Source organism: Vibrio atypicus (assembly GCF_009811315.1).
GTDB lineage: Bacteria > Pseudomonadota > Gammaproteobacteria > Enterobacterales > Vibrionaceae > Vibrio > Vibrio atypicus.
Window position 1 is genome coordinate 289,340 of the sequence record NZ_BLID01000002.1, and the last position, 24,241, is coordinate 313,580.

Consider the following 24,241-nt stretch of genomic DNA (forward strand, 5'->3'; position numbering starts at 1 on the left):
GAACCCTCAAGGATAAATATGAAACGATTGTTTTCTCTTGTTGCTTTGTTAATGGTTTCAGTGGCAATTACGCCAATCGCTGAAGCTAAGAAGTTTGGTGGCGGTAAATCTTTTGGCAAAAGCTTTAAGACTGCGCCAGCGCCGAAACAACAGCAGCAAAACACCAATACAATTGGTAAAGATCAAAAAACGCAAACGGCGAAGAGCTCAAGCAAAAAAGGTTTAATGGGTGGCCTGTTAGGTGGTCTACTTGCTGGTGGCCTGCTTGCTGCATTTTTTGGTGGTGCGTTTGAAGGTATCCAGTTTATGGATATTTTAATCATCGGTTTAATTGCGTTTGTTATCTTCAAGTTGATGCGTGGCATGCTCGGAGCGAAGCAGGGCAGTATGAATCAGAACCGTCAGCAACCTGCTTTCGGTGGCTCTGCGCCTAAGTTTGAACAGCCTAATGTGCATAATTTTGAGCAACCACAAAATGCACCTCAAGGTGGCGGTTTTGGTTTTGGTACTCAGTCTGATGTCCCTCATAACTACCCACCGGGTTTTGACCAAGCAGCTTTCATCAATGGTTCTCGTGAGCACTACCGTGTATTGCAAGGTGCTTGGAATCACAATCAGCTGAATACGATTGAAGAGTATGTTTCTGCTAGCTTGTATGAAGATCTAAAAGCTGAGCGTGCGAAGCTTGATGGTGAGCAGCACACTGATGTGATGTATGTTGATGCTGAAATTGTTCGTGCAGATTACGATGCAAGTAAAGCGCAACTGAGTCTGCAATTTAGTGGTCGTTACCGCGATGCTGTTGAAGGTATCGAAGACGATATCACTGATATTTGGCACTTAGAGCGTGATTTGACTGCACCAAATGCACCGTGGTTGATTGTTGGTATTCAAGGCTAATCTGATTAGTCTTTCACAAACAACACTTAAAACGCCTAAGCTAAAGCTTGGGCGTTTTTGTATTTGAGCAACACTAATCTTGCTTGATAAGATAGTGTTTGAAAAAATAATCATAAAGGAAAGTAAAGTGGCTGAATTTAAATACAAAAATCTTTCTCAGGAAGAGCAGGACAAACTAGATGCAGCGGCGTTTCGTCGTTTACTTGCTCACTTAGATGAGAATAAAGACGTCCAAAATATTGATCTGATGATCTTAGCGGGTTTCTGCCGCAACTGCTTTAGTAAGTGGTACAAAGCAGAAGCTGATGAGAAAGGTCTGGATCTTTCTATTGATGATGCCCGTGAGCGTGTTTATGGGATGACTTACGACGAGTGGAAGCAAAACCATCAACCTAAGGCCACGCCGGAGCAAATGGCTGCGTTTGAAGCACGCCAAAATAACAAGTAAAAACAAAAAAACCGCCATTCAATGAATGGCGGTTTTTGCATCTAGCTTTTGCTACTTTATTGATCCAACAATCCAGTTGCCTCAAACGTTTCTAATTTCGCCAAATATGGCTGCAAGTCACCAATGTTCTCTTTGACCCATTCTGGGTTGTAGTAGGTGTCTAGGTAGCGCTCACCACTGTCACACAATAATGTTACGATTGATCCTTTCTCGCCACGTTGTTTCATTTCGCAAGCAAGTTGAAGTACACCATAAAGGTTTGTACCTGTTGAAGCGCCCACTTTACGTCCTAGCATCTTCTCTAACCAGTGTGCTGTTGCAACCGATGCTGCGTCTGGGATAGTGCGCATTTCATCGACTACGCCAGGAATAAAGCTCGGCTCTACGCGAGGGCGGCCGATACCTTCAATTTTACTTCCACAATCACCCTTTAGCTCTTTATTCCCAGTTTTAAAGTACTCATGAAATACCGAGTTTTCAGGATCAACCACACACAGCTTTGTATCGTGTTTCTGGTAGCGGATAAAACGGCCAATCGTCGCTGAAGTACCACCGGTGCCCGGGCTCATTACAACCCATGCTGGAACAGGGTGATCTTCCATTTCCATCTGGCTAAAGATGGAATTGGCGATATTATTGTTCCCGCGCCAGTCTGTTGCACGTTCGGCGTAGGTAAACTGATCCATATAATGACCGTTAAGCTCTTCAGCGAGGCGACGTGATTCTGCATAGATTTGGTCTGAGCGGTCTACAAGGTGAGCCTGACCACCGTAAAATTCAATTTGTTCAATTTTTTTGCGTGCAGTGCATTTTGGCATGACAGCAATAAAAGGTAATCCAAGTAGACGAGCAAAATATGCTTCTGAGACAGCGGTGCTACCAGATGAAGATTCGATGATTGTCGTTTCTGGGCCAACCCAACCATTACAGATAGCGTACAAAAACAGTGAACGAGCTAAACGGTGCTTCAGAGAACCTGTTGGATGCGTACTTTCATCTTTAAGATAGATATCGATGCCATCAATACTTGGTAGCTCAAGCTTGATTAAGTGAGTATCAGCACTGCGTTGATAGTCAGCTTCAATTTTACGGACGGCATTGTTAATCCAATTATGGTCAGTACACATAGGGTTTCTCCTTAGAATCGTTATGCTATTAATTTAACGATTAGCTAGGAGAAAAACTTTGCTTTATTTGCTCTAGTTTGCTTTATTTGGAGAAAATAATTCTATTATTGGCTAAGTATGGAAACTGGATTAGATAAAATCGATCGAAAAATACTCTCATTGCTGCAAAATGATGGGACGCTCTCGCTTAACGAACTTGCGGAAGCGGTTAATTTAACGACGACACCTTGTTGGAAGCGGCTGAAGAAACTGGAAGAGTCGGGTGTAATACAAAAACGGGTCGCATTGCTCAATCCTGAAAAACTGGATCTTTCATTCACAGCTTTCGTATTGGTAAAAACCAGTGATCATTCTCATGAGTGGTATAGCCGTTTTGTCTCTACGGCTTCAGAGTTTCCTGAAGTAATGGAGTTCTATCGAATGGCGGGGGAGTATGACTACATGATGAAAGTGCAAGTCAAGGATATGCAGTGCTTCGACCATTTTTATAAGAAGTTGGTTAACTCTGTGGCGGGGATTTCGAATGTGACATCGACTTTTGCAATGGAACCGCTTAAATACACGACTGCATTGCCGATAGGTGGAGAGTGAATCCTCCCCACTTGAACTTAATTTATTGAGTAAAGCGCATTACGCCTTCTTGAACGGCAGTTGCGACGAGGTGGCCTTCACGGTTGTAGATCTCACCTCGAACTAAACCGCGAGTGTTGCTTGCTGTTGGGCTTTCAATGGCGTACAGCAACCAGTCATCCATTTTGAATGGGCGATGGAACCAAATAGAGTGGTCAATGGTGGCCACTTGGAACTTAGGTGTCATCAATGATACTTCATGTGGATGTAATGCAGTGACGAGGAAGCCCCAATCAGACGCATAAGCCAATAGGTATTGATGGATGAGTTGATTGTCCGGCATCTCGCCATTTGCTTTAATCCACAAGTATTGCTTAGGTTCCGCTTTTTGTGGTTTTAAAGGATTTACGACAGTCACTGGTCGCATTTCGATTGGTTTCTCTCCACAGAATGCTTTCTTAAGCTTTTCTGGTAAAAAGTCCGCAATTCGAGAGGCAAGCTCGGATTCCGAAGCAAAGTTTTCCGGCCCTGGGATCTCTGGCATGATGTTTTGGTGTTCGAATCCAGGAGCATCTCCGTGGTAAGACGCCGTTAAGTAGAAGATAGGGCGACCGTTTTGAATCGCTTTTACACGCCGGGTACTAAAGCTGCGACCGTCACGAAGGTTTTCTACATCGTAGATGATAGGCTTTTCTGGATCACCAGGATAAAGGAAGTAGCTATGGAACGAGTGAACGGTTCGATCTGGGTCAACGGTGTAGCGAGAAGCAGACAATGCTTGGCCGATGACTTGTCCACCATACACTTGTGGTAAGCCTAAGTTTTCACTTTGGCCTCGAAATAGACCTTCTTCTAGTTTTTCCAATTGCAGGAGATCCAGCAGTTCGTTAAGCGGTTTGCTCATCCAAAGACCCTTATATGATTTCTGTTATTTCGTCTATTTTAAGCGTTAAGTAATATTTTAAACAGTTGTTTGAGTAAAATGTCATCGAAATCTGTTTACCGTCAAGAATCTGTTAATACCGCTACAACTGCAATGACAATCACATAATCCCTACCTATAATCTCTGTGAATTTAACGAATTAGGAGAGGCTTTGTGAAAAAAGCACTAGCAATAATTACGTCAGTGGTACTTGGTATTGTCTTGGTTGGCTGTCAATCATCGGAAAAAGAAGTAGAGAAAGCGAAAGTGGAATCTGTGACAGGTACGGTGGCTTACCGTGAGCGTATTGCACTACCGGATAATGCATTGGTGACAATTACGCTTCAGGATGTGTCATTAGCTGACGCTCCAGCAAAAGTGATCGCGAAACATCGCTTTGAAACAAATGGTGCACAAGTACCTTTTGAATTTGATCTAGCGTACGATACGGCGAAAATTGAAGCTCGCCACCGCTACAGTGTAAGCGCTCGTATTGAAGTCGATGGCCAGCTACTTTTCATCACAGATACTTCTTACCCAGTGATTACCGATCAAGCAAGTACAGATAACGTAGATTTACGTTTAATCGGTGTGCGTAACTAACAACGCAAAACCTTTTTATTAGATGGCAGCCTTAAGGTTGCCATTTGTGTTTTTTAAGCCGCACTTTCCCATCCATTGTCACTTCGACATCTTCTTCAATTAATAAAGTTCTTTGCCTTACTAAATCTTCGCCTTTGAGCGATATTTTCCCCTGACTATTGATTACCCGGTGCCAAGGTAATTTGCTTCCTTTTGGTAAATTTCCTAGTGCTTTGCCAACGTGGCGTGCATAACCAGGATAACCTGCCATTTTTGCGATCTCTCCGTAAGTTGTTACTTTTCCGGGTGGAATTTGGTGAATTACAGCAAAGATTTGCATTAAAAACTGGTCCATAATGAATCTGTCCTAGTTCAGTTTTCCAAGGAATGGATAAGGAGAGGGGGCATGGTGTTTTCTACTTTTCAATTCATAATTACAACCCTATTAGCGGTTGTCTGCGCGAGAGCGATCAGCTTAAGTGAAGGCGATATTCCCGTATTGGCTCTACTTATCCCTGCGCTTTGGATATTACCTCAAGGTGGCGTTGTTGGCCTCATTTTAATGGCGGCAATGACGACTTATGGTTTAACGTTACCATATCAACCCATCGCCTTATCTGTAAGTGTTTGGGTTTTGTTCCCGCTATTAATGGTTGTGTTTTCTAAGCGCAGTAGTTTAACGGTTGTTTTAACCTCTGCATTAATTGTCACCACTTTACAAGTTGGGATTATGGTGACGCAATCCGGTGGAAAACTGGGTGGTGATGCAATTATCACAGCGGTACAAACTCTTGCTGTTATTGTTATCTGGTGGTCGGCAACTCACTGGAGTTCATCAAATAAACATAGCTGGTGGGCACTAGGATTGATTCTTCCATTGTGGATCGCGGATTTGTCGTACGCTGCGTTAGTGGCATTGTCTATCACAGGTATCATTGCCTCAATGGAAAGTTTGGCGAAGCTTAAGACCTTCAAGTGGACTAAGTTATTGTGCTGGACGTTACCAACGGTTGGCTTTGCTGCTCTGGTCATTTCTCCCAATATTGAAGTACCTAACCCCGTTTTTGTTGTTTGGTTGTGCTTGCTCGGTACAGCATGGATGACAGATTATATTTTACGCAGTGCCGAAGAAGAGTCGGATATATAAATAGTCACAATTTAAAGTTTTTTATATGCGGTTGGCATAGGCGTTTATGTGTGTCAAAATTGCGCAATATTTGTTCGGCTTGGCCGTTTCAGTGTTATTGAGCAAGGCAAGTTACTAATTCTGGGTTAACTCTCGAGAAATGGAAAAGTAATAGATTTATGAGATTTGCTTACTTAGCTGCAAGATCGGATCATATGGAGTTCATAATTATTCATGTAGGAATTGGCTAGGATGGCTTACTTCTGGCGCGTATGGTGCTTTTTGTGCTTTATGCTATTTGCTCAATCATCTATTGCGAGTACAAAATATAAGGTGGCAATGGAAGCTGACGATGTGGTTTCGCGCATTTTGTTTGATGCCGTCTCTGAGCGCTTTAACCTTGATATCGAATATGTTTACTATCCAAGTTTTAACGCGATCCTCCGCGCCGTTGAAACATCAGAAGCGGACTTTGCTGCGAATGTTACTTTCACAGAAGAAAGATCGACGCTGTTTGAGTTTTCAAGTCCCACCAATATTGAGTACACCTATTTATATAGCTTGATCAACGCAGACTTGAATCAAGTCGATGCAGTTGGGGTTCCCGCCGGTACTATTTATGGAGAACTGATTGCCGCGAATTATCCATCCATAAAGCTGGTTGAGTATCGCGGTCATGAACAAGCTAAATTGCTCGTAGAATCACATCAAGTTGATGGGGTTGTCGATGCAATAAACCAATTAAAGCCAATGTTACTCGCAGGCTTTGACGCGCAACTTCTAAATCATCAGCTTACGATAAAGCCTGTCTCTATTATTACCCCTAAAACCAAACACCTCGAACTTCTTAGTTTGATTGAAAGTTACGTTCATAGTGCGCAAGTTCAGAAGCTGTTACGTGAGTCGGTGAAGAAATATCAATTTGACCTCAGAAAACAAGCTCTACGACAATCGGTAATTGATAGCAATGTTAATTACCGTAAGCCGCTACGAGTGAAAATTGAGAATATAGGCCAATTTGCTAGCTATCACCCAGATGGCGTTATTTCGGGTATTACAGCTGATGTCATGCTTCAAGCTTGCGATATATTAATGCTGACTTGTGATGTTGTGAGTACTGAAGATGAATCTTGGGAAAGCATGTACCATGATCTGATTGATAAAAAAATCGATGTGTTGTCACCGATTGCAATCTCCGAAATTCGGAAAAACATCGCTTACTTTTCAGTACCGTATTATTTCCCTGAAGCCATTCTAGTGAAAAGGGAAGGGTATAAAGATAACGTTTACAGTAATGTTTCGGAACTTATTGCAGAAAGAATCGGAGTAGTGAAAGATGATTTCTATCAAGAGCTTCTTTCTCAGCGACTGCCAAATAAAACACTTTTAGCCTACCAAAGTGATGATGCTCTGTTTGAGGCGTTGTCGGAAGGCGAGATTGATTATTTAGCAGTAAGTCGTGCCAACTTTAATAAGAGACTCCGTGATTCAAATGACCTTCTTCCTTTCGTCGAGGAAACATTAATCGGTAGTTATTATCAATCTCCTATCGCCATCGGTTTTGCGAAAAATGACCTAGGCAGTTCGTTAGCTCCGTTGTTTAGCCGTGCAATTAAAATGATTGATGTGGAGCGAATTATTTCGGTCTATGACTATCAGCCCAATTGGAAAGCGACACTACATGCTGAACAAGCATTTTCGCGTAAAAGCCAAGTCTTATTCTTGTTGGTGCTTGGTTTCCTTATTGTTGTGGCGATGTACTTGCATAGTCAATCCAATAGCGACAACCTTACTAGATTAAAAAATAGACGAGCACTTAAACAGAAATACGGAAGTGGCATTAATGGTGATGACACATTGATCTATTTAGATGTGAATAAGTTTAAGCAAATCAATGACACTTACGGACATGAAATCGGCGACCAAGTCCTGCAAAATGTAAGTGCGCATATTGAGCGTTGCTGGCATGGCGGCAGTTATCGTATAGGTGGTGATGAGTTTGTACTCGTCGGCAAGGTCAGTGAATCTCAACTTGATTCAATAAAAGATAGGCTCACTGCCATTCCATTTGTATCTAGTGATAAGAGTATTTCATTTACTGTATCTATAGCTTTCGGCGTTTCTGAACCCGGACGTAACTTTATGAGTTTACAAGAAGTCATGCATGAAGCCGACATTTCAATGTACGAGCATAAAAACGCATTAAGAGCCAAAGTTTTTCAAGAAGAATCTGACCATAGAGTTGTGAATATTAAGCAATAGTGGTTACACACTAAGCAGTTGAAACGAAAACCCCATTTTTATTCCCGAATACACTTGTAATAGAAGAATGAATGGCTGATAATCCTCTCACTCCTTAGCCATGCTAAGGAAACAAAATCTATGGAGGCCCTGGTCCTCCCGCAACACTAACTTGTGAACTCGGTCAGGCCCGGAAGGGAGCAGCCGCAGCAGGCGACGTGTGTGCCGGGATGTGGCTGGGGTCTCCGCCCATCTGGCCTCCAGAAATCCCCTATTTGAACTTTATTCCTTCATCCGATAGATATTTTTCTATGCTAACCATACGTATTCATTACTTGAATGTAACCATTTGAAATAATTTAAGTTTCTTATTATTTAAGCCGATAATAGTAGCTTGCCGAAACTAAGTCACGCTTGAGTGACTCACATCACAAATTGTCTGATCGGACGAGAGCAATGTAGCTAATTGTTATCTGCTTTGCATACTTAATGTTAATTTTTTTGCACAATATCTAGCATAAGATGCTAAATGCTAGTGTCTTTATAGATAAAATGGCATGTCAATCTAACCGCAATAAATATCTCGCACTAATATGCTAGTTTTTTTATTTTTGGTGGTGTTTTTTGCTGAATTGTTGAAGTAATCGGGCAGTTATGCGATTTTTTGCTACATTTTTATGGCAAATTACTTCAATGATTGATAATGTGTGCCGCAATCTTTGTAAGGTTTTAGATTTTTCTGCTCATTTTTTGTGCTAAATAAATCTAAATCACTGCCCGTTCTGGTGAACTTGCAAAGAAGTCATGGATGCAAATGAAAAATTTGGAGTTTTAAGCATGTATAAGAACAAAATCACTCAAGCCCTTCTTCTAGGTGCTGGTCTAGCAGTGGCTGCTACCTCTACCGCAACTCTTGCAGCTGATGTTCCAGCTGGCGTTAAACTCGCTGATAAGCAAGAACTAGTACGTGGTAACGGTACTGAAGTTGCGACTATCGACCCTCACAAATCTCAAGGTGTACCAGAGTCTCACGTTATTCGTGATATCCTTGAAGGCTTGGTGAACCAAGATGCTGACGGTAACACTATCCCTGGTGTTGCAGAGTCTTGGGAAACAACAGACAACAAAACATTTACTTTCCACCTACGCAAAGATGCTAAATGGTCTAACGGCGACCCTGTAACAGCAGGCGATTTCGTATATTCTTTCCAACGCGCTGTAGAACCAGCAACAGCTTCTCCATACTCTTGGTACATGGAATACACCAAGATGAAGAATGCTAAAGACATCGTTGCAGGTAAGAAAGACAAGTCTGAACTTGGTGTTAAAGCAGTTGATGATCACACATTGGTTGTTGAACTAGACACAGCAGTTCCTTACTTCGTAATGATGACTGGTCACACTACGATGAAGCCGGTTCATAAAGCGACAGTAGAGAAGTTCGGTGATCAGTGGACTAAACCAGAAAACTTTGTTGGTAACGGTGCATTCGTTGTTAACAACTGGGTAGTGAACGAGCGTCTAGAGCTTAAACGTAATGAACAGTACTGGGATAACGCTGATACAGTTCTGAACAAAGTAACTTTCCTACCTATTGAAAATGCGGTAGCGGAAATGAATCGTTTCCTATCTGGTGAAATCGACTTCACTTCAACTCTTCCAACTGAGCACTTTAAGCGCCTGAAGAAAGAGTACCCAGAATCAGTTTCTGTTGAAGGTAGCTTATGTACTTACTACTACTCATTCAACACTAAGAAAGAACCATTTAACGACGTTCGCGTTCGTAAAGCGATTTCTTACGCTATCGACCGTAACATCGTAACAGATGCGATCCTTGCTCAAGGTCAGAAGCCAGCTTACTTCCTAACTCCAGAAATTACAGCTAACTTCAACCCAGAGCTACCTCAGTACGGCACTATGTCTCAGAAAGAGCGTAATGCTGAAGCTGCTCGTCTTCTAGCTGAAGCTGGTTACGGTAAAGACAACCCGCTTAAGTTTAACCTTCTTTACAACACAAACGAGAACCACAAGAAAATTGCTGTAGCACTTGGTTCTATGTGGAAGAAGACACTTGGTCTAGACGTTACTCTAGAAAACCAAGAGTGGAAAACTTACCTATCTACTAAAGATCAGGGTGACTTCGAAGTATCTCGCGCTGGTTGGTGTGGTGACTACAACGAAGCGTCTTCATTCCTGACGCTAATGGTGAGCAAGAACACAACTGGTGGTCAACATTGGGGTAACAAAGATTACGATGCGCTTATCGACAAGGCTCTTAACTCTACTTCAGAAGAAGAGCGTACAGCTCTTTACCTAGAAGCAGAGAAGCTAATGGCGAAAGATATGCCAATAGCACCTATCTACCAGTACGTACGTTCTCGTCTACTTAACCCGCACGTTGGTGGTTTCCCATCAGCTAACGCGGAAGAAAAGATCTACTCAAAAGATCTTTACATCACCGCTCAATAATCCTGAGCAGATAGAACTATAAAAAAGAGGCTCTGCATGTGAGAAATCACATGTAGCGCCTATCTTCAATCAAAATTTACTTGATTGAACTTGTTTAATTTTAATGTCACAGACTGAAAGAGTGAGTTTATGCTTAAATTCATCGCAAAAAGGATATTTGAAGCGATCCCAACTATGTTGGTTTTGATCACGGTATCTTTCTTTCTCATGCGTTTTGCGCCAGGTAACCCATTTTCTAGTGAGAAACCGTTACCTCCTGAAGTTATGGCTAACATCGAAGCTAAATACGGCCTAGATAAGCCTGTTTTTGAACAATACACGACGTACCTATTCAACGTAGTACAGGGTGATTTTGGTCCTTCATTTAAGTACCTAGATTATTCAGTAAACGAGCTTATCTCGGTTGCACTGCCTGTATCTGCAAAAGTGGGTTTCATCGCCTTTATCTTTACAGTCATCATGGGTGTCACGGTCGGTACCATAGCCGCCTTGAAACATAACACCTGGGTGGACTACACCATCATGTCGACGGCAATGATTGGTGTGGTAATGCCGTCATTCGTACTGGCTCCTGCACTTATCTACCTGTTCTCGCTGCACTGGAATCTTTTCCCCGCAGGTGGTTGGCACGATGGAGGCTTTAAGTATTTAGTACTGCCGGTCATCGGTATGTCCCTCTTATACGTGGCAACGTTTGCCCGTATTACACGTGGTTCGATGATTGAAACATTGAACAGTAACTTTATCCGTACCGCTCGTGCGAAGGGTCTAAGTTACCGTTACATCATCATCAAACACGCTCTTAAACCAGCACTTCTACCTGTTGTTTCTTACATGGGCCCTGCATTCGTAGGTATCATCACAGGTTCGGTTGTTATCGAAACAATCTTTGGTCTTCCTGGCATTGGTAAACTGTTTGTTAATGCTGCCTTCAACCGAGATTACTCGCTAGTAATGGGTGTAACCATCTTGATTGGTTTACTCTTCATTCTATTCAACGCGATCGTTGATATCTTACTAGCAATGATTGACCCGAAAATTCGCTACTAACAGGGAAGTTTGGTTATGTTAACGAAAAAAGAGAATTTAGAAGCGGTCGAGAAATTTGCAGAGAATCTGGAAATTGAAGGTCGTAGTTTGTGGCAAGACGCCCGTATCCGCTTTATGCGTAACAAAGCGGCTATGGTGAGTCTTTGTATCCTATTCATTATGACAATGGCAGTCATCTTCCTGCCAATGATCGCACCTTATACCTTTGATGATACTGACTGGTATGCCATGCACGTTGGTCCAAATGCAGAGCACTGGTTTGGTACTGATAGCTTAGGTCGTGATTTGTATGTACGTACTCTTGTTGGTGGTCGAATCTCACTGATGGTTGGCGTGATGGGTGCATTCGTAGCAGTACTTATCGGTACGCTTTACGGTGCAGCGTCAGGCTTTATCGGCGGTAAAGTTGACCGTGTGATGATGCGTATTCTTGAGATCCTTTACGCTGTACCATTCATGTTCCTAGTTATCGTACTTGTGACATTCTTTGGTCGTAACATCGTTTTGATCTTTGTTGCTATCGGTGCGATTGCTTGGCTAGACATGGCGCGTATTGTACGTGGTCAAACGCTTAGCTTACGTAGTAAAGAGTTCATCGAAGCTGCACACGTTTGTGGTGTAAGTAACTGGAAAATCATTACTCGCCACATCGTTCCAAACGTACTTGGCATTGTTGCGGTATATTCTACGCTTCTAATTCCAAGCATGATTCTGACTGAATCATTCCTTTCATTCCTTGGTCTTGGTGTACAGGAACCAATGACTAGTTGGGGCGCACTTCTTCAGGAAGGCTCTCAGACAATGGAAGTAGCAATCTGGCAGCTGGCATTCCCAGCAGCGTTCATGGTTGTGACTCTATTCTGCTTCAACTATGTTGGTGACGGCCTGCGCGACGCGCTGGATCCAAAAGACAGATAATTAAAATAGAAAGATTAAGGAAGCAATGATGAGTTTATTAGATGTCAAAGATCTGCGCGTCGAATTTACCACGCAAGATGGTATCGTAACCGCAGTAAACGATTTGAACTTCTCTCTGAACCAAGGCGAAACATTAGGTATCGTAGGTGAATCAGGTTCAGGTAAGTCTCAAACAGTATTTGCTATCATGGGTTTACTGGCGAAAAACGGTATTATCTCAGGTAGTGCAAAGTTTGAAGGTAATGAGATTCTCAACCTTCCAGAAAGCGCACTAAACAAAGTGCGTGCTGAACAGATCGCAATGATCTTCCAAGACCCAATGACGTCACTTAACCCTTATATGAAGGTTAGTGATCAGTTGATGGAAGTGTTGATGCTGCACAAAGGCATGGGCAAAGCAGAAGCATTTGAAGAATCTGTACGCATGCTAGAAGCGGTGAAAATTCCTGAAGCTCGTAAGCGTATTACCATGTACCCGCACGAATTCTCAGGCGGTATGCGTCAGCGTGTAATGATTGCAATGGCTCTGCTATGTCGTCCTAAACTGTTGATTGCCGATGAGCCAACGACAGCATTGGATGTAACAGTTCAAGCGCAGATCATGGATCTTCTTAACGAATTGAAAGATGAGTTCAACACGGCAATTATCATGATCACGCACGACCTCGGTGTTGTTGCTGGTTCATGTGACAAAGTGCTTGTTATGTACGCAGGCCGTACCATGGAATACGGTACTGTGGACGAAATCTTCTATCACCCAACTCACCCATACGCGGAAGGCCTATTAAAAGCGATTCCTCGTTTGGATACTGAAGGCGAAATCTTACCGACCATTCCAGGTAACCCGCCAAACTTACTTCGCCTACCACCTGGCTGCCCTTATCAAGAGCGTTGTCACCGTGTGATGGATCATTGTAAAAAAGAAGCACCTATCCTAACGCCATTTGGTGAAGGTCGTCAGCGTGCATGTTTCTCTGAGTGGGAGGGTTGGACAAAATGAGTGTAGATAAAAGCCTAATTCTAGATGTTAAAGATCTAAAAGTTCATTTCAGCATTGCAGCTAAATCTGCTTGGCCTTGGTCGAAGCCTTCTAACCTGAAAGCGGTTGATGGTGTTGATGTTCGCCTTTACGAAGGTGAAACACTTGGCGTAGTAGGTGAGTCTGGTTGTGGTAAATCGACGTTTGCTCGTGCAATCATCGGTCTTGTCGAGGCAACAGATGGCGATGTGATGTGGTTGGGCCAAGACCTAACGAAGATGAAAGAAGTTCAGCGCCGTGAAACGCGCAAAGAGATCCAGATGATATTTCAGGATCCTCTGGCCTCACTAAACCCACGTATGACAGTGGGCGACATCATCGCGGAACCATTAGAGACATTCTACCCAGAAATCTCTAAAGAAGATGTGAAAGATCGTGTTAAAGAGATGATGGCAAAAGTAGGCCTACTACCAAACGTTATCAACCGTTACCCACACGAGTTTTCTGGCGGTCAGTGTCAGCGTATCGGTATCGCGCGTGCGCTTATCTTGAAGCCTAAAATGATCATTTGTGATGAACCTGTATCAGCTCTTGACGTGTCTATTCAAGCTCAGGTAGTTAACCTGCTGAAAGAACTACAAAAAGAGCTAGGTCTTTCGCTTGTATTCATCGCGCACGATCTGTCAGTGGTAAAACATATTTCTGACCGTGTATTGGTAATGTACTTAGGTAACGCAGTGGAGCTTGGCGAAGCTGAAGCTCTGTTCTCTGATCCTAAACACCCATATACTCGCGCGCTGATGTCTGCGGTTCCAATCCCAGATCCTAAGCTTGAACGAGCGAAAAAGATTGAGATGCTAGAAGGTGATTTACCGTCGCCAATTAGCCCTCCATCTGGTTGTGTATTTCGTACTCGTTGCCCTCAAGCAACAGACGCTTGTGCGCAAACTAAGCCTTCTATTCAAGGCAATGATGTTCACGCGGTATCTTGTTTACACGTGAGTGTCTAATTAAATTCAGCCTGTGACGGGCTCAAGCGCGGCATCTTTCGGGAGTCGCGCTTTTTTTGTTTTGGTCATTAGGCTAATACCTCAAAAAATTTGAACAACTAAGCCAACTTCGTCTAGTTTTTAGAGAGTTGGCTTTTTTTATACTTGTAGCATCACCATTGGATCAAAGAGGCATAGGGTATGGGTAAGCTGGTTGAAGGCGTTTGGCAAGATGTCTGGTACGAAACTAAGTCAAACGGTGGAAAGTTTGTACGTGAAGACGCAGGGTTTCGCGACTGGATAAGAAACGAACCTGGCGCTAAATTTCAGCCCGAATCAGGACGCTATCATTTGTATGTTTCTTTGGCTTGCCCTTGGGCGCATAGAACATTGATTTTCCGAAAACTCAAAGGATTAGAAGGGCATATTGATGTGACAGTGGTTTGCCCAGATATGATGAGCGAAGGTTGGCAGATGGGTTTACCAGAGCCATTATTTGGTCATACTCGAATGCATCAGATCTATACTCAAGCCAAGCCTGATTATACAGGGCGTGTAACCGTTCCAGTTTTATGGGACAAAAAACACAGTACCATCGTTAGTAATGAATCGTCAGAGATCATCCGTATGTTTAACTCAGAGTTTAATGAGCTGACGGGCAATAACATCGATTACTATCCACAGTCGGAGCGTGACAGTATTGATGAATGGAATGCTTTTGTTTATCCGAATGTTAATAATGGCGTGTATCGTTGCGGCTTTGCAACGACTCAATCCGCTTATGAAGAAGCCTACAATAATCTGTTTGATTCGTTGGATAAATTAGATTCGCATCTATCGAGAAGCCGGTATTTGGCTGGATCCAAGATAACAGAAGCCGATTGGCGTTTGTTTACAACCCTAGTTCGGTTTGATGCCGTTTATGTGGGGCACTTCAAGTGCAACAAAAAACGAATTGCGGATTATCCTAATTTAAACGGCTATATGAAGGAGTTGTACCAAGTTCCTGGCATAAAGGAAACAACAGACTTCTATCATATTAAGCGCCATTATTACTTTAGCCATATTGGGATTAATCCAACTCAAGTTGTGCCCAAAGGACCGGAATTGGACTTAGATTCTCCGCATGGTCGTGATTCATAGTGAGAGCTCAGTGATCTTCTATTGAGGTAATATGTTTTCAATGCGTATAATCAACATTTGATTTCTCAACGTAATTTGAATATGAAAGACGCGCTCCTAGTCGCTGAGAAGAATGCCTATTTGGTTAGATATCAATTAGCGAGAGAGGTTTCTAGTGTTTGGGCTCTAATGGTTCGTGATAGAAGTGTTTACGCTTTAATTATCGCTTTGGTATCGTTGATCTCTGCCTTTACTTCGTTTAGTGGCTATAAAAATGAAATTGATTTTTTCTCCTATGCAAGCATTCTGCCTATAGCAATACTATGTTCTTTAGCATTAAGTTCTTTGAGCTATTTAGTGTTTCTCATTGTACGCTTTGAAAAGCGACCTTTATTGTGTTTTTGGCTTAAGATAAAGGCGATATGGCAAGCGAGAGCCTATTTTATTGCAGGTTTTGCTTTACTTAGTGTATTGAGCGCATTTATTTCTAGCTTTTCAACGATGAAAGGTATGATTCCTATTATTGTTCCTTTTCAGTTTGATGATCTGTTCCATAGATTAGATGTATTGCTTTTTTTTGGAGTAGAACCTTGGAGATGGACTCATTCGATACTGCAGTCCCCCCTCTCAATATTGATATTGAATATTTTCTATAATGTGTGGTTTATTTTGCTTTGGATTACCCTTAGCTATTATTTATGTTCCTACAAAAACCCTTTTAGGAAGCAATACCTAATTAGTTGGGTGTTATGTTGGTTTTTACTAGGTATTGTTTTAGCGACGTTGTTCTCATCTGTAGGCCCTGCGTTTGTTCAACGTCTTGACCCGAGCAATGATGTATACTCGGAATTAATGTCGTTACTTCAAACTCACCATACTTGGTTAGTCAAAAATGATTGGTTTGGCCTTTGGGCTCTTAATACTCAAGATGAGCTTTGGAACTCATACAAATCAGGCAAAGATATGTTAGGGAGCGGTATATCAGCGATGCCAAGTATGCATGTATCTATGGCTGTTTTAATGGCGCTTGGTGGGTGGAAGATAAATCGTTGGTTAGGTGCCCTACTATGGAGCTTTTCAGGTATTATTTTTGTAGGTTCGTTTAGTCTCGGGTGGCACTATGCAGTTGATGGTTTGGTAAGCTTGCCATTGACAGTGGCAATATGGTATCTAGTTGGAAAATGTATTAATACTCGAAGCTATGCAACGTAATCGTTGAAGAACTAACGCCACTTAATGTGGCGTTTTTTATAGGTATTTTCGCCTAGTCACAGATTAATCTTGTAACTCACATAAACTTACTGATGAGACAGCCAATCTTTTTGGAGAGTGGGGATGGATATCAATGGGTTATTTAATGGTGAGCATCTTGCTTGGAATCTATTTATTGCCTTATTGCTTGGCGCTATTGTAGGTACTCAGCGTGGTTGGGTCATGCGCAATAGTGAAGAGGGGAGTCGTGTTGCGGGTATTCGAACTTACTCTTTAGTGGCTCTCTTTGGAGCTTTGATAGCCATTCTCGCAAAAATCTATACTCCAGTTTTGATTGGTTTTGCATTGATTGCTTTAGTCGTACTAGCTTGCATTGCGTTCGTTGTTCAACAAAAGAAGAGTCAAGACGTCAGTATTACGGGTGTGGTTAGCTTACTGGTCACGTTCATTTTAGGTTGTTTAGCGGTGTCAGGAGAGGTGGTGCTTGCGGCGTCTGCTGCGGTTATTACGGCGGTCGTTTTAGACAATAAAAAAGAGTTGCATCAAGCATTAACTAAGCTCCAGGAATATGAGTTAGATGCAGCGCTTCGTCTGTTACTTATCTCTATCGTTTTGTTGCCTTTGCTTCCAAATCAAACATATGGCCCTTGGAAAGCACTAAATCCTTATGAGATTTGGTGGATGGTCGTACTGATCGCAAGTATTTCTTTTGTAGGCTATTTTGCTATTAAGATTGGTGGAGCAAAACGAGGGATTTTATTTACCTCCGTGTTTGCAGGGCTGAGTTCTTCAACGGCGCTGACATTGCAGTTCTCACATTTATCACGTGAGCAACCAATGATGAGCTCTCTGTTGGCTAGCGGTATTCTACTGAGTTGTGGAACCATGTTTCCGCGATTGCTGATCATTCTATCTGTCGTTAATCCTCACTTGGTCGCGCTGCTGTGGCCGATTGTTCTCGCTATGATGGTCGCGCTTTATCTCCCAGCGTGGTGGATTTGGCGACAGAGTGAAGGTGAGAAAATCGACAAACCCAATAAGCAAAGCAATCCTTTAGCGCTGCAATCAGCACTGTTTTTTGGTGTGGTATTAGCCGTTATTATGTTGTTGTCTCATGCATTGTCAGATTGGTTTGGAAGTGCGGGCATCTTGATTTTATCTGCGCTGTCGGGGATAACTGATGTGGATGCTATTTCCCTGGCCTTGGGAAGACAAAGTACACAGCTATTGAGTGCTAACACTGCAGCGCTAGGGATTATTATTGCTGCGTCAGTGAATACATTAGTCAAAATGTCTATGGTAGTGGCGATAGGAGATAGAGCTCTATGGCGTAGAGTTGCCCCTGTGATGATCGGTTGTGTTTTTGTTGGTGCAGGGTTGTTCCTAGTCATCTCCTAAATTGGATATAAAAAACCCTCGCATTAGCGAGGGTTTCATCATTTAACTCAAGTGAAGCGATTAGTTAACTGTTTTCTCTTCAGCTTGTGCTGCTTGGTCTGCTTGGATAGCTGTTAGAGCAACTGTGTATACGATGTCGTCGACTAGAGCGCCGCGAGACAGGTCGTTTACAGGCTTACGCATACCTTGAAGCATTGGACCGATAGATACTAGGTCAGCTGAACGTTGTACTGCTTTGTAAGTCGTGTTACCAGTGTTTAGATCTGGGAATACGAATACAGTCGCTTTACCTGCTACTGGAGAGTTTGGTGCTTTAGAAGCAGCAACGTTTTCCATGATAGCCGCGTCGTACTGTAGAGGGCCGTCGATTACTAGATCAGGACGTTTCTCTTGAGCAAGTTTCGTTGCTTCACGTACTTTATCTACGTCTGCACCCTTACCAGATTCACCAGTAGAGTATGAGATCATAGCAACGCGTGGCTCGATACCGAATGCAGCAGCAGAATCTGCAGATTGGATAGCGATTTCAGCTAGCTGTTCAGCTGTTGGATCAGGGTTGATCGCACAGTCACCGTAAACCAATACTTGGTCAGGTAGTAGCATGAAGAATACAGAAGATACGATAGACGCATCAGGTGCAGTCTTGATGATCTGGAACGGAGGAACGATAGTGTTCGCCGTTGTGTGAACAGCACCAGAAACTAGGCCGTCAACTTCGTCGTTCTCAAGCATCATTGTGCCTAGGAATACTGAATCTTGTAGCTTCTCACGAGCAACAACTTCAGTCATACCTTTCGCGCCACGTAGTTCAACTAGGCGAGCAACGTAGTTTTCACGCACTTCATCAGAGTTGATGATAGTTACGCCAGCACCTAGCTCAACACCTTGCTGCGCAGCGACACGTTTGATCTCTTCAGGGTTACCTAGAAGCACACATTCAGCGATACCACGCTCAGCACAGATAGCTGCAGCTTTAACTGTACGAGGTTCGTCACCTTCAGGAAGAACGATACGCTTGCCTGCTTTACGAGCGAACTCAGTTAGCTGGTAACGGAATGCTGGTGGGCTTAGGCGACGAGACTTCTGAGTACCCTCAGTCATAGACTCGATCCAGTTACCATCGATGTTGCCAGCAACGTGTTCGTTGATGAACTCGATACGCTCTTTATCGTCTGCAGGAACTTCGATAGAGAAGCTCTGTAGGTTTAGAGACGTCTGCCAAGTGTTACCTTGTGCTTTAAAGATCGGTAGACCTGAATCAAATGCTGGCTTACATAGACCTGCGATTTCTTCTGGAATGTCGTAACCGCCAGTTAGAAGTACTGCACCGATTTCTACACCGTTCATTGCAGCTAGTGCCGCAGCAACGATAACATCTGGACGGTCAGCTGAAGTTACAAGTAGAGAGCCTGGTTTGAAGTGCTCAATCATGTTTGGCAGAGAACGAGCACAGAATGTGATGCTCTTAATGCGACGAGTCGCGATGTCGCCGGCGTTGATGATATCAGCGCTTAGGTGCTCAGCCATGTCGATTGCACGTGTAGCGATTAGGTCGATGCTCCATGGCACACAACCTAATACACGAATTGGAGAAGTGTTGAAGATTTCCATCACTTTCATTTCGTTTTGCTTCGCGCTATCTGCATCGTCAAAGATTTCAGATAGGTCAGGGCGAGTACGGCCAGCTTCGTCAACAGGTGCATTTAGCTTGTTGATGATTACGCCAGAGATATTTTTATTCTTAGTACCACCGAAGTTAGAACATGCAACTTCAATACGCTCTTTAAGTTGCGCTGGGTTGTCTGTACCCGGTGTCGCAACAAGAACGATTTCCGCACCTAGTGTTGCTGCAATTTCAGCGTTCACTTGGTTTGCGAATGGGTGCTTACGAGTTGGCACAAGACCTTCGATTAGCGTTACGTCTGCATCTTTGTTGATTTGGTTGTAACGCTCAACCACTGTTTCTAGCAGCTCATCCATGTTGTCGTTACCGATAAGGCTTTCAGCAACAGACATCGCAAGAGGTTGGCCGATCTTCACATCGCTGTTAGTACCAACGATAGTTGAAGTTAGATCAGGTTGATCACCGCCAGAGCGAGGCTGACAGATTGGCTTGTAGAAAGAAACTTTAACGCCTTTGCGCTCCATTGCGCGAAGAACACCCATGCTTACGCTAGTAAGACCAACACCAGCACTTGCAGGGATAAGCATAATAGTACGAGACATTCGTAGAGTACCTATAGCTATTGGATAAAAGCTTAACTGCGTATTCCTTAACAGTTGGAATAGGAGTTAAGCCCCTTATTAAGAAAACCGGCTGACATTGAGTCAGCCGGTTAAGTCAATTAAAGACCTGCTAGACGTGCAGTGTCTTCAGCGATAACTAGCTCTTCGTTAGTAGAGATAACCATTGCTGGGATACGGCTGTTTGCTGTAGTGATTGTACCTTCGCCGCCGAAACGTGCTTTAAGGTTAGCTTCACCATCAACTTCGATACCGAAGATACCTAGACGGTTAAGAACCATTTCACGGATAGGACCAGAGTTCTCGCCGATACCGCCAGTGAAAGTGATTGCGTCTAGACGACCTTCAAGAGTCGCTGTGTAACCTGCTACGTACTTAGCTAGACGGTGACAGAACACGTCCATTGCACGAGTTGCTTCTTCTTTCTCACCGTAGTTGTCTTCAACGAAACGACAGTCAGAAGTTACTTCAGTTAGACCAGCAAGACCAGACTCTTTAGTTAGCATGTTGTTGATTTCTTCAACAGAGTAGCCTAGAGCGTCATGTAGGTGGAAAATGATTGCAGGATCTAGGTCACCACAACGAGTACCCATTACAAGACCTTCAAGAGGAGTAAGACCCATAGAAGTATCTACAGATTGACCGTTCTTGATTGCACATACAGAAGCACCGTTACCTAGGTGACAGTTGATGATGTTTACTTCTTCAACTGGCTTGTCTAGTAGGTTAGCAACTTCACGAGTGATGAATAGGTGAGAAGTACCGTGCATGCCGTAACGACGGATGCCGTGCTCTTTGTACAGGTTGTACGGTAGAGCGTATAGGTAAGACTCAGAAGGCATTGTTTGGTGGAACGCAGTGTCAAATACAGCAACGTTCTGTAGACCTGGGAAGTTTACTTTAGCCGCTTCGATACCGATTAGGTGAGCTGGGTTGTGTAGAGGTGCGAAAGTCGCAGCGTCTTGAATACCCTTAAGTACTTCATCTGTAATTAGTGCAGATTGAGTGAACTGCTCGCCACCGTGAACGATACGGTGACCGATAGCGCCAAGGTTAGCTTTAAGCTCAGGCTTAGAAGCAAGAATAGTTTCTACCATGAAAGATAGTGCTTCTACGTGAGCTGCGCCCGCGCCTAGTTGTGCTTCGTGCTTGCCGTCAAGTTTCCACTTCATACGAGCTTCTGGAAGACCTAGACACTCAGCAAGACCAGTTAGGTGCTCTGCACCTGTTTCTGCATCAACTACAGCGAATTTAAGAGAAGAACTACCGCAGTTTAAAACTAAAACTAGCTTAGACATTAATGACTACCTGTTAATTTTTCTGATCGAAATCAGTAAGGGTGAAAATTAATCTCAAGAATAGACGAAGCAGAAGAAGCTGCGTACTAATCTTGGTCAAAAAAACTTCGAATTCCGTATATAAAGACAGTGGTGATCCAAATCACCACCCTTGCATCCGCTGCAGAAAGGTCTCAAGAGTTGCTTAAATTGTAAATAACAGCAACAATGAGATTGTGGGTCCGCAAAGGATAACGATAATGACCAATGATAACAAAAAAAATTTGAAAGAATATTAACTTTCATCAATTTTTTGCGCTAATAGTTGAATCCTTCAACTAAATTTTAGTTTTTGGCCCTGGTAATGAAGTGAGAGAGTCGTATGAATAATAAAGCGGGTTTAGTTCATAGCCTACGTGATGGACAAAAGTACATGGACGTGTGGCCAATGCGTAAAGAGCTCAATTTACTGTTTCCAGAGCAGCGTATTATCAAAGCGACGCGTTTTGGTGTAAAAGTCATGCCTGCGATTGCTGCGATCAGTGTATTGACTCAAATGGCCTTTAATAATTATCAATCGATGCCGCAAGCTGTCATTATCGCTTTGTTTGCTATCAGTATGCCAATTCAAGGCATGTGGTGGTTAGGTAATCGTGCCAACACTCAGCTTCCGCCTACTCTGGCTGGTTGGTACCGAGAAATACACCAAAAAATTGTTGAAAGTGGTTTTGCGTTAGAGCCAATGAAATCTCGCCCTCGTTATAAAGAGTTGGCTAAAATCCTGAATCGAGCGTTCCATCAACTTGACAAATCTGCACTTGAACGCTGGTTTTAAGTAATAAAGAAGAGTTGAATTAAGTGCCAACCGAGAAAGGTTGGCATTTTTGTTTCTAGTTTTAGGCCACTCCTTATCGCTTCTCTTCTTGAGAAATCTCGTCTAATCAATGAGTAGCAAATGAATTAATAGATTATCCCTATTAAATCTATCGTTAATACCCATTAAACAAAATTGGCTGCTAAGCGTATATTCTTGGTGGGCAGAAAAGAGCTTTTGATAAAACCATCGCACATGTAAGTGGCTAGGTGGTATAGACGCATTGGAGAGCAACCATGCAAATGTCAAAAAGCTTATTATTAATTACAGTTGGCGTAGTCAGCACATCTCTACAGGCACAGACACTCACTAAAGATAATGGTGCGCCAGTAGGTGACAATCAGAACTCAATCACTGCAGGTGAAAATGGGAGTGTGCTACTCCAAGATGTTCACTTGATCCAGAAACTTCAGCGTTTTGCCAGAGAACGTATTCCTGAGCGAGTAGTGCATGCTCGTGGCACGGGAGCTCATGGTGAATTTGTCGCATCTGGTGATTTTAGTGATTTAACAGTTTCCACTCCTTTTGCAGAAAAAGGCAAAGTAACGCCTGTTTTTGTTCGTTTCTCGACTGTTATTCACTCAAAAGGTTCTCCAGAAACACTTCGTGACCCGCGAGGTTTTGCGACCAAATTCTATACTGAACAAGGCAATTGGGACTTGGTTGGTAATAACCTACCTGTGTTCTTTATTCGCGACGCCATTAAGTTTCCCGATATGGTTCACTCTCTAAAACCATCACCGGTCACGAATGTCCAAGATCCTAACCGTTTTTTCGATTTTTTTAGTCATGAGCCAAGTGCGACGAATATGCTGACGTGGGTGTATACCAACCTAGGGACTCCCGCGAGCTATCGAAAAATGGATGGTTTTGGTGTTCATGCCTATAAGTGGATTAATCCGCAAGGTGATGTGAACTACGTGAAGTTTCAATGGAAGAGCCAGCAGGGTATTGAAAGCCTACGTCCGAACCAAGTTACTCAAATGCAAGGTAAAGATTTCAATCATTTAACTAATGATCTTTATAGCGAAATTGGTAAAGGTAACTATCCCAAGTGGGATCTTTACGTGAAAGTGTTGTCACCGAAAGCATTGAGCAAGCTTGACTACAACGGTTTAGACGCTACTAAGGTTTGGTTAGACGTGGCAGAAAAGAAAGTGGGTACGATGACGTTAAATCGTGTTCCAGATAACTTCTTTTTGGAAACTGAGCAGTCAGCATTTGCTCCGTCAAACCTTATCCCTGGTATCGAACCGTCAGAAGATCGCTTGTTGCAAGGTCGCGTATTTGCCTATGCCGACACTCAGCTATATCGCGTAGGTGCAAATCTGTTCCAGTTGCCGATTAACCGCCCGCAGATTGCGATAGCGAATCACAATCAAGAGGGTGCTAGCAATAATGCTCAAACAAGCCAAGACGTGAACTATGAACCAAGTCGTCAACTTGAATTGTCTCAAGATGACCAATACAAGGCGGTTGAAACTAAGTTGGTCGGCACTGTTCAACAAAAAGCGATAAGCAATCCACGTGACTTCTATCAAGCCGGAGTACTCTACCGTTCTCTTTCTGAGCAAGATAAAGGCGATCTGATTGCAAACCTCGCTGGAGACTTGAACAAAGTGTCCGACAAAGACGTGAAAATCACCATGGTAAGTTACTTCTATAAAGCAGATAAGAATTACGGTGAGAGATTAGCCAAGGCGACCAACCTAGACCTAGCAAAAGTAAAGAATAAAGCGTCCATGTAAGGCGTGATGATTAGGCTCGCAGAGGATTTAATCTTGCTCTTTTC

General features: G+C 43.1%; 21 protein-coding genes and 1 other RNA gene. 17 read left to right on the forward strand and 5 right to left on the reverse strand.

What is annotated here, in order from left to right:
- The first annotated feature begins 18 nt into the window (after positions 1-18).
- Both GVO60_RS05895 and GVO60_RS05900 read left to right on the forward strand, forming a co-directional pair.
- Positions 19-900 carry a Tim44 domain-containing protein gene (locus tag GVO60_RS05895; protein ID WP_159651840.1) on the forward strand — a complete coding sequence of 294 codons (882 nt, stop codon included), beginning with the start codon at positions 19-21 and terminating at the stop codon, positions 898-900.
- A gap of 127 nt (positions 901-1,027) precedes the next feature.
- Complete coding sequence (locus GVO60_RS05900) at positions 1,028-1,348, forward strand: DUF1244 domain-containing protein (RefSeq protein WP_159651842.1); 321 nt, start codon at positions 1,028-1,030, stop codon at positions 1,346-1,348.
- A gap of 56 nt (positions 1,349-1,404) precedes the next feature.
- Here GVO60_RS05900 and GVO60_RS05905 read toward each other — a convergent pair whose 3' ends face one another.
- Positions 1,405-2,475: a PLP-dependent cysteine synthase family protein gene (locus tag GVO60_RS05905; RefSeq protein ID WP_159651844.1), complete on the reverse strand. Its 1,071-nt coding sequence runs from the start codon at positions 2,473-2,475 to the stop codon at positions 1,405-1,407.
- A gap of 117 nt (positions 2,476-2,592) precedes the next feature.
- Here GVO60_RS05905 and GVO60_RS05910 point away from each other — a divergent pair, with 117 nt between their 5' ends.
- Entirely contained in the window at positions 2,593-3,066 is a 474-nt protein-coding gene (locus GVO60_RS05910; protein WP_159651846.1) for an Lrp/AsnC family transcriptional regulator, read from the forward strand.
- A gap of 22 nt (positions 3,067-3,088) precedes the next feature.
- On the opposite strand, the gene tesB is transcribed toward GVO60_RS05910, so the two are convergent.
- Entirely contained in the window at positions 3,089-3,949 is an 861-nt protein-coding gene (tesB, locus tag GVO60_RS05915) for an acyl-CoA thioesterase II (RefSeq protein ID WP_159651848.1), read from the reverse strand.
- 193 nt (positions 3,950-4,142) lie between these two features.
- Here tesB and GVO60_RS05920 point away from each other — a divergent pair, with 193 nt between their 5' ends.
- Positions 4,143-4,571 carry a YbaY family lipoprotein gene (locus tag GVO60_RS05920; RefSeq protein WP_159651850.1) on the forward strand — a complete coding sequence of 143 codons (429 nt, stop codon included), beginning with the start codon at positions 4,143-4,145 and terminating at the stop codon, positions 4,569-4,571.
- Positions 4,572-4,602: 31 nt separating this feature from the next.
- On the opposite strand, the gene GVO60_RS05925 is transcribed toward GVO60_RS05920, so the two are convergent.
- Positions 4,603-4,905, reverse strand: coding sequence for an MGMT family protein (locus tag GVO60_RS05925; protein WP_159651852.1), 303 nt, complete (start codon positions 4,903-4,905; stop codon positions 4,603-4,605).
- Positions 4,906-4,956: 51 nt separating this feature from the next.
- On the opposite strand from GVO60_RS05925, the gene GVO60_RS05930 reads away from it, so the two are divergent.
- From GVO60_RS05930 to GVO60_RS05980, 11 genes are all read left to right on the forward strand, one after another.
- On the forward strand, positions 4,957-5,697 hold the full coding sequence (locus GVO60_RS05930; protein ID WP_159651854.1) for a VP0952 family biofilm-associated protein: 741 nt from the start codon (positions 4,957-4,959) through the stop codon (positions 5,695-5,697).
- Between the two features lie 231 nt (positions 5,698-5,928).
- Complete coding sequence (locus GVO60_RS05935; RefSeq protein WP_159651856.1) at positions 5,929-7,938, forward strand: GGDEF domain-containing protein; 2,010 nt, start codon at positions 5,929-5,931, stop codon at positions 7,936-7,938.
- A gap of 127 nt (positions 7,939-8,065) precedes the next feature.
- An RNA gene (ffs, locus tag GVO60_RS05940) (signal recognition particle sRNA small type) lies at positions 8,066-8,162 on the forward strand.
- A gap of 592 nt (positions 8,163-8,754) precedes the next feature.
- Positions 8,755-10,386 carry an ABC transporter substrate-binding protein gene (locus GVO60_RS05945; RefSeq protein ID WP_159651858.1) on the forward strand — a complete coding sequence of 544 codons (1,632 nt, stop codon included), beginning with the start codon at positions 8,755-8,757 and terminating at the stop codon, positions 10,384-10,386.
- A 129-nt stretch (positions 10,387-10,515) separates the two neighbouring features.
- Entirely contained in the window at positions 10,516-11,436 is a 921-nt protein-coding gene (oppB, locus tag GVO60_RS05950; protein ID WP_159651860.1) for an oligopeptide ABC transporter permease OppB, read from the forward strand.
- A 15-nt stretch (positions 11,437-11,451) separates the two neighbouring features.
- Complete coding sequence (oppC, locus tag GVO60_RS05955) at positions 11,452-12,354, forward strand: oligopeptide ABC transporter permease OppC (protein WP_159651861.1); 903 nt, start codon at positions 11,452-11,454, stop codon at positions 12,352-12,354.
- 28 nt (positions 12,355-12,382) lie between these two features.
- Complete coding sequence (locus GVO60_RS05960) at positions 12,383-13,354, forward strand: ABC transporter ATP-binding protein (RefSeq protein WP_162596534.1); 972 nt, start codon at positions 12,383-12,385, stop codon at positions 13,352-13,354.
- Positions 13,351-14,343: a murein tripeptide/oligopeptide ABC transporter ATP binding protein OppF gene (gene oppF / locus GVO60_RS05965; protein WP_162596535.1), complete on the forward strand. Its 993-nt coding sequence runs from the start codon at positions 13,351-13,353 to the stop codon at positions 14,341-14,343. The genes GVO60_RS05960 and oppF overlap by 4 nt, the downstream gene beginning before the upstream one ends.
- 180 nt (positions 14,344-14,523) lie before the next feature.
- Positions 14,524-15,465 carry a glutathione S-transferase family protein gene (locus GVO60_RS05970; protein WP_159651867.1) on the forward strand — a complete coding sequence of 314 codons (942 nt, stop codon included), beginning with the start codon at positions 14,524-14,526 and terminating at the stop codon, positions 15,463-15,465.
- Positions 15,466-15,546: 81 nt separating this feature from the next.
- On the forward strand, positions 15,547-16,656 hold the full coding sequence (locus tag GVO60_RS05975; RefSeq protein ID WP_225874899.1) for a phosphatase PAP2 family protein: 1,110 nt from the start codon (positions 15,547-15,549) through the stop codon (positions 16,654-16,656).
- A 123-nt stretch (positions 16,657-16,779) separates the two neighbouring features.
- Positions 16,780-18,054: an MgtC/SapB family protein gene (locus GVO60_RS05980; RefSeq protein WP_159651869.1), complete on the forward strand. Its 1,275-nt coding sequence runs from the start codon at positions 16,780-16,782 to the stop codon at positions 18,052-18,054.
- 60 nt (positions 18,055-18,114) lie between these two features.
- Here the strand turns inward: GVO60_RS05980 and pta are convergent, their stop codons facing one another.
- Both pta and GVO60_RS05990 read right to left on the reverse strand, forming a co-directional pair.
- Positions 18,115-20,280 carry a phosphate acetyltransferase gene (pta, locus tag GVO60_RS05985; protein ID WP_159651871.1) on the reverse strand — a complete coding sequence of 722 codons (2,166 nt, stop codon included), beginning with the start codon at positions 20,278-20,280 and terminating at the stop codon, positions 18,115-18,117.
- A 119-nt stretch (positions 20,281-20,399) separates the two neighbouring features.
- On the reverse strand, positions 20,400-21,596 hold the full coding sequence (locus GVO60_RS05990; protein ID WP_053438216.1) for an acetate kinase: 1,197 nt from the start codon (positions 21,594-21,596) through the stop codon (positions 20,400-20,402).
- Between the two features lie 361 nt (positions 21,597-21,957).
- On the opposite strand from GVO60_RS05990, the gene yfbV reads away from it, so the two are divergent.
- Positions 21,958-22,410, forward strand: a complete 453-nt coding sequence (gene yfbV, locus GVO60_RS05995) for a terminus macrodomain insulation protein YfbV (RefSeq protein WP_159651873.1) — start codon at positions 21,958-21,960, stop codon at positions 22,408-22,410.
- Between the two features lie 275 nt (positions 22,411-22,685).
- Positions 22,686-24,197 (forward strand): catalase KatE1, encoded by a 1,512-nt coding sequence (katE1, locus tag GVO60_RS06000; protein ID WP_159651875.1) that lies wholly within the window; start codon positions 22,686-22,688, stop codon positions 24,195-24,197.
- Positions 24,198-24,241 lie beyond the last annotated feature (44 nt).

Excerpts from the sequence above, each read along its gene's own strand:
- GVO60_RS05895 (WP_159651840.1), top strand. The coding sequence starts at position 19 with ATGAAACGATTGTTTTCTCTTGTTGCTTTGTTAATGGTTTCAGTGGCA.
- GVO60_RS05905 (WP_159651844.1), bottom strand. The coding sequence starts at position 2,475 with ATGTGTACTGACCATAATTGGATTAACAATGCCGTCCGTAAAATTGAA.
- GVO60_RS05910 (WP_159651846.1), top strand. The coding sequence starts at position 2,593 with ATGGAAACTGGATTAGATAAAATCGATCGAAAAATACTCTCATTGCTG.
- tesB (WP_159651848.1), bottom strand. The coding sequence starts at position 3,949 with ATGAGCAAACCGCTTAACGAACTGCTGGATCTCCTGCAATTGGAAAAA.
- GVO60_RS05925 (WP_159651852.1), bottom strand. The coding sequence starts at position 4,905 with ATGGACCAGTTTTTAATGCAAATCTTTGCTGTAATTCACCAAATTCCA.
- GVO60_RS05930 (WP_159651854.1), top strand. The coding sequence starts at position 4,957 with ATGGTGTTTTCTACTTTTCAATTCATAATTACAACCCTATTAGCGGTT.
- GVO60_RS05935 (WP_159651856.1), top strand. The coding sequence starts at position 5,929 with ATGGCTTACTTCTGGCGCGTATGGTGCTTTTTGTGCTTTATGCTATTT.
- GVO60_RS05945 (WP_159651858.1), top strand. The coding sequence starts at position 8,755 with ATGTATAAGAACAAAATCACTCAAGCCCTTCTTCTAGGTGCTGGTCTA.
- oppB (WP_159651860.1), top strand. The coding sequence starts at position 10,516 with ATGCTTAAATTCATCGCAAAAAGGATATTTGAAGCGATCCCAACTATG.
- oppC (WP_159651861.1), top strand. The coding sequence starts at position 11,452 with ATGTTAACGAAAAAAGAGAATTTAGAAGCGGTCGAGAAATTTGCAGAG.
- GVO60_RS05960 (WP_162596534.1), top strand. The coding sequence starts at position 12,383 with ATGAGTTTATTAGATGTCAAAGATCTGCGCGTCGAATTTACCACGCAA.
- oppF (WP_162596535.1), top strand. The coding sequence starts at position 13,351 with ATGAGTGTAGATAAAAGCCTAATTCTAGATGTTAAAGATCTAAAAGTT.
- GVO60_RS05970 (WP_159651867.1), top strand. The coding sequence starts at position 14,524 with ATGGGTAAGCTGGTTGAAGGCGTTTGGCAAGATGTCTGGTACGAAACT.
- GVO60_RS05975 (WP_225874899.1), top strand. The coding sequence starts at position 15,547 with ATGAAAGACGCGCTCCTAGTCGCTGAGAAGAATGCCTATTTGGTTAGA.
- GVO60_RS05980 (WP_159651869.1), top strand. The coding sequence starts at position 16,780 with ATGGATATCAATGGGTTATTTAATGGTGAGCATCTTGCTTGGAATCTA.
- pta (WP_159651871.1), bottom strand. The coding sequence starts at position 20,280 with ATGTCTCGTACTATTATGCTTATCCCTGCAAGTGCTGGTGTTGGTCTT.
- GVO60_RS05990 (WP_053438216.1), bottom strand. The coding sequence starts at position 21,596 with ATGTCTAAGCTAGTTTTAGTTTTAAACTGCGGTAGTTCTTCTCTTAAA.
- yfbV (WP_159651873.1), top strand. The coding sequence starts at position 21,958 with ATGAATAATAAAGCGGGTTTAGTTCATAGCCTACGTGATGGACAAAAG.
- katE1 (WP_159651875.1), top strand. The coding sequence starts at position 22,686 with ATGCAAATGTCAAAAAGCTTATTATTAATTACAGTTGGCGTAGTCAGC.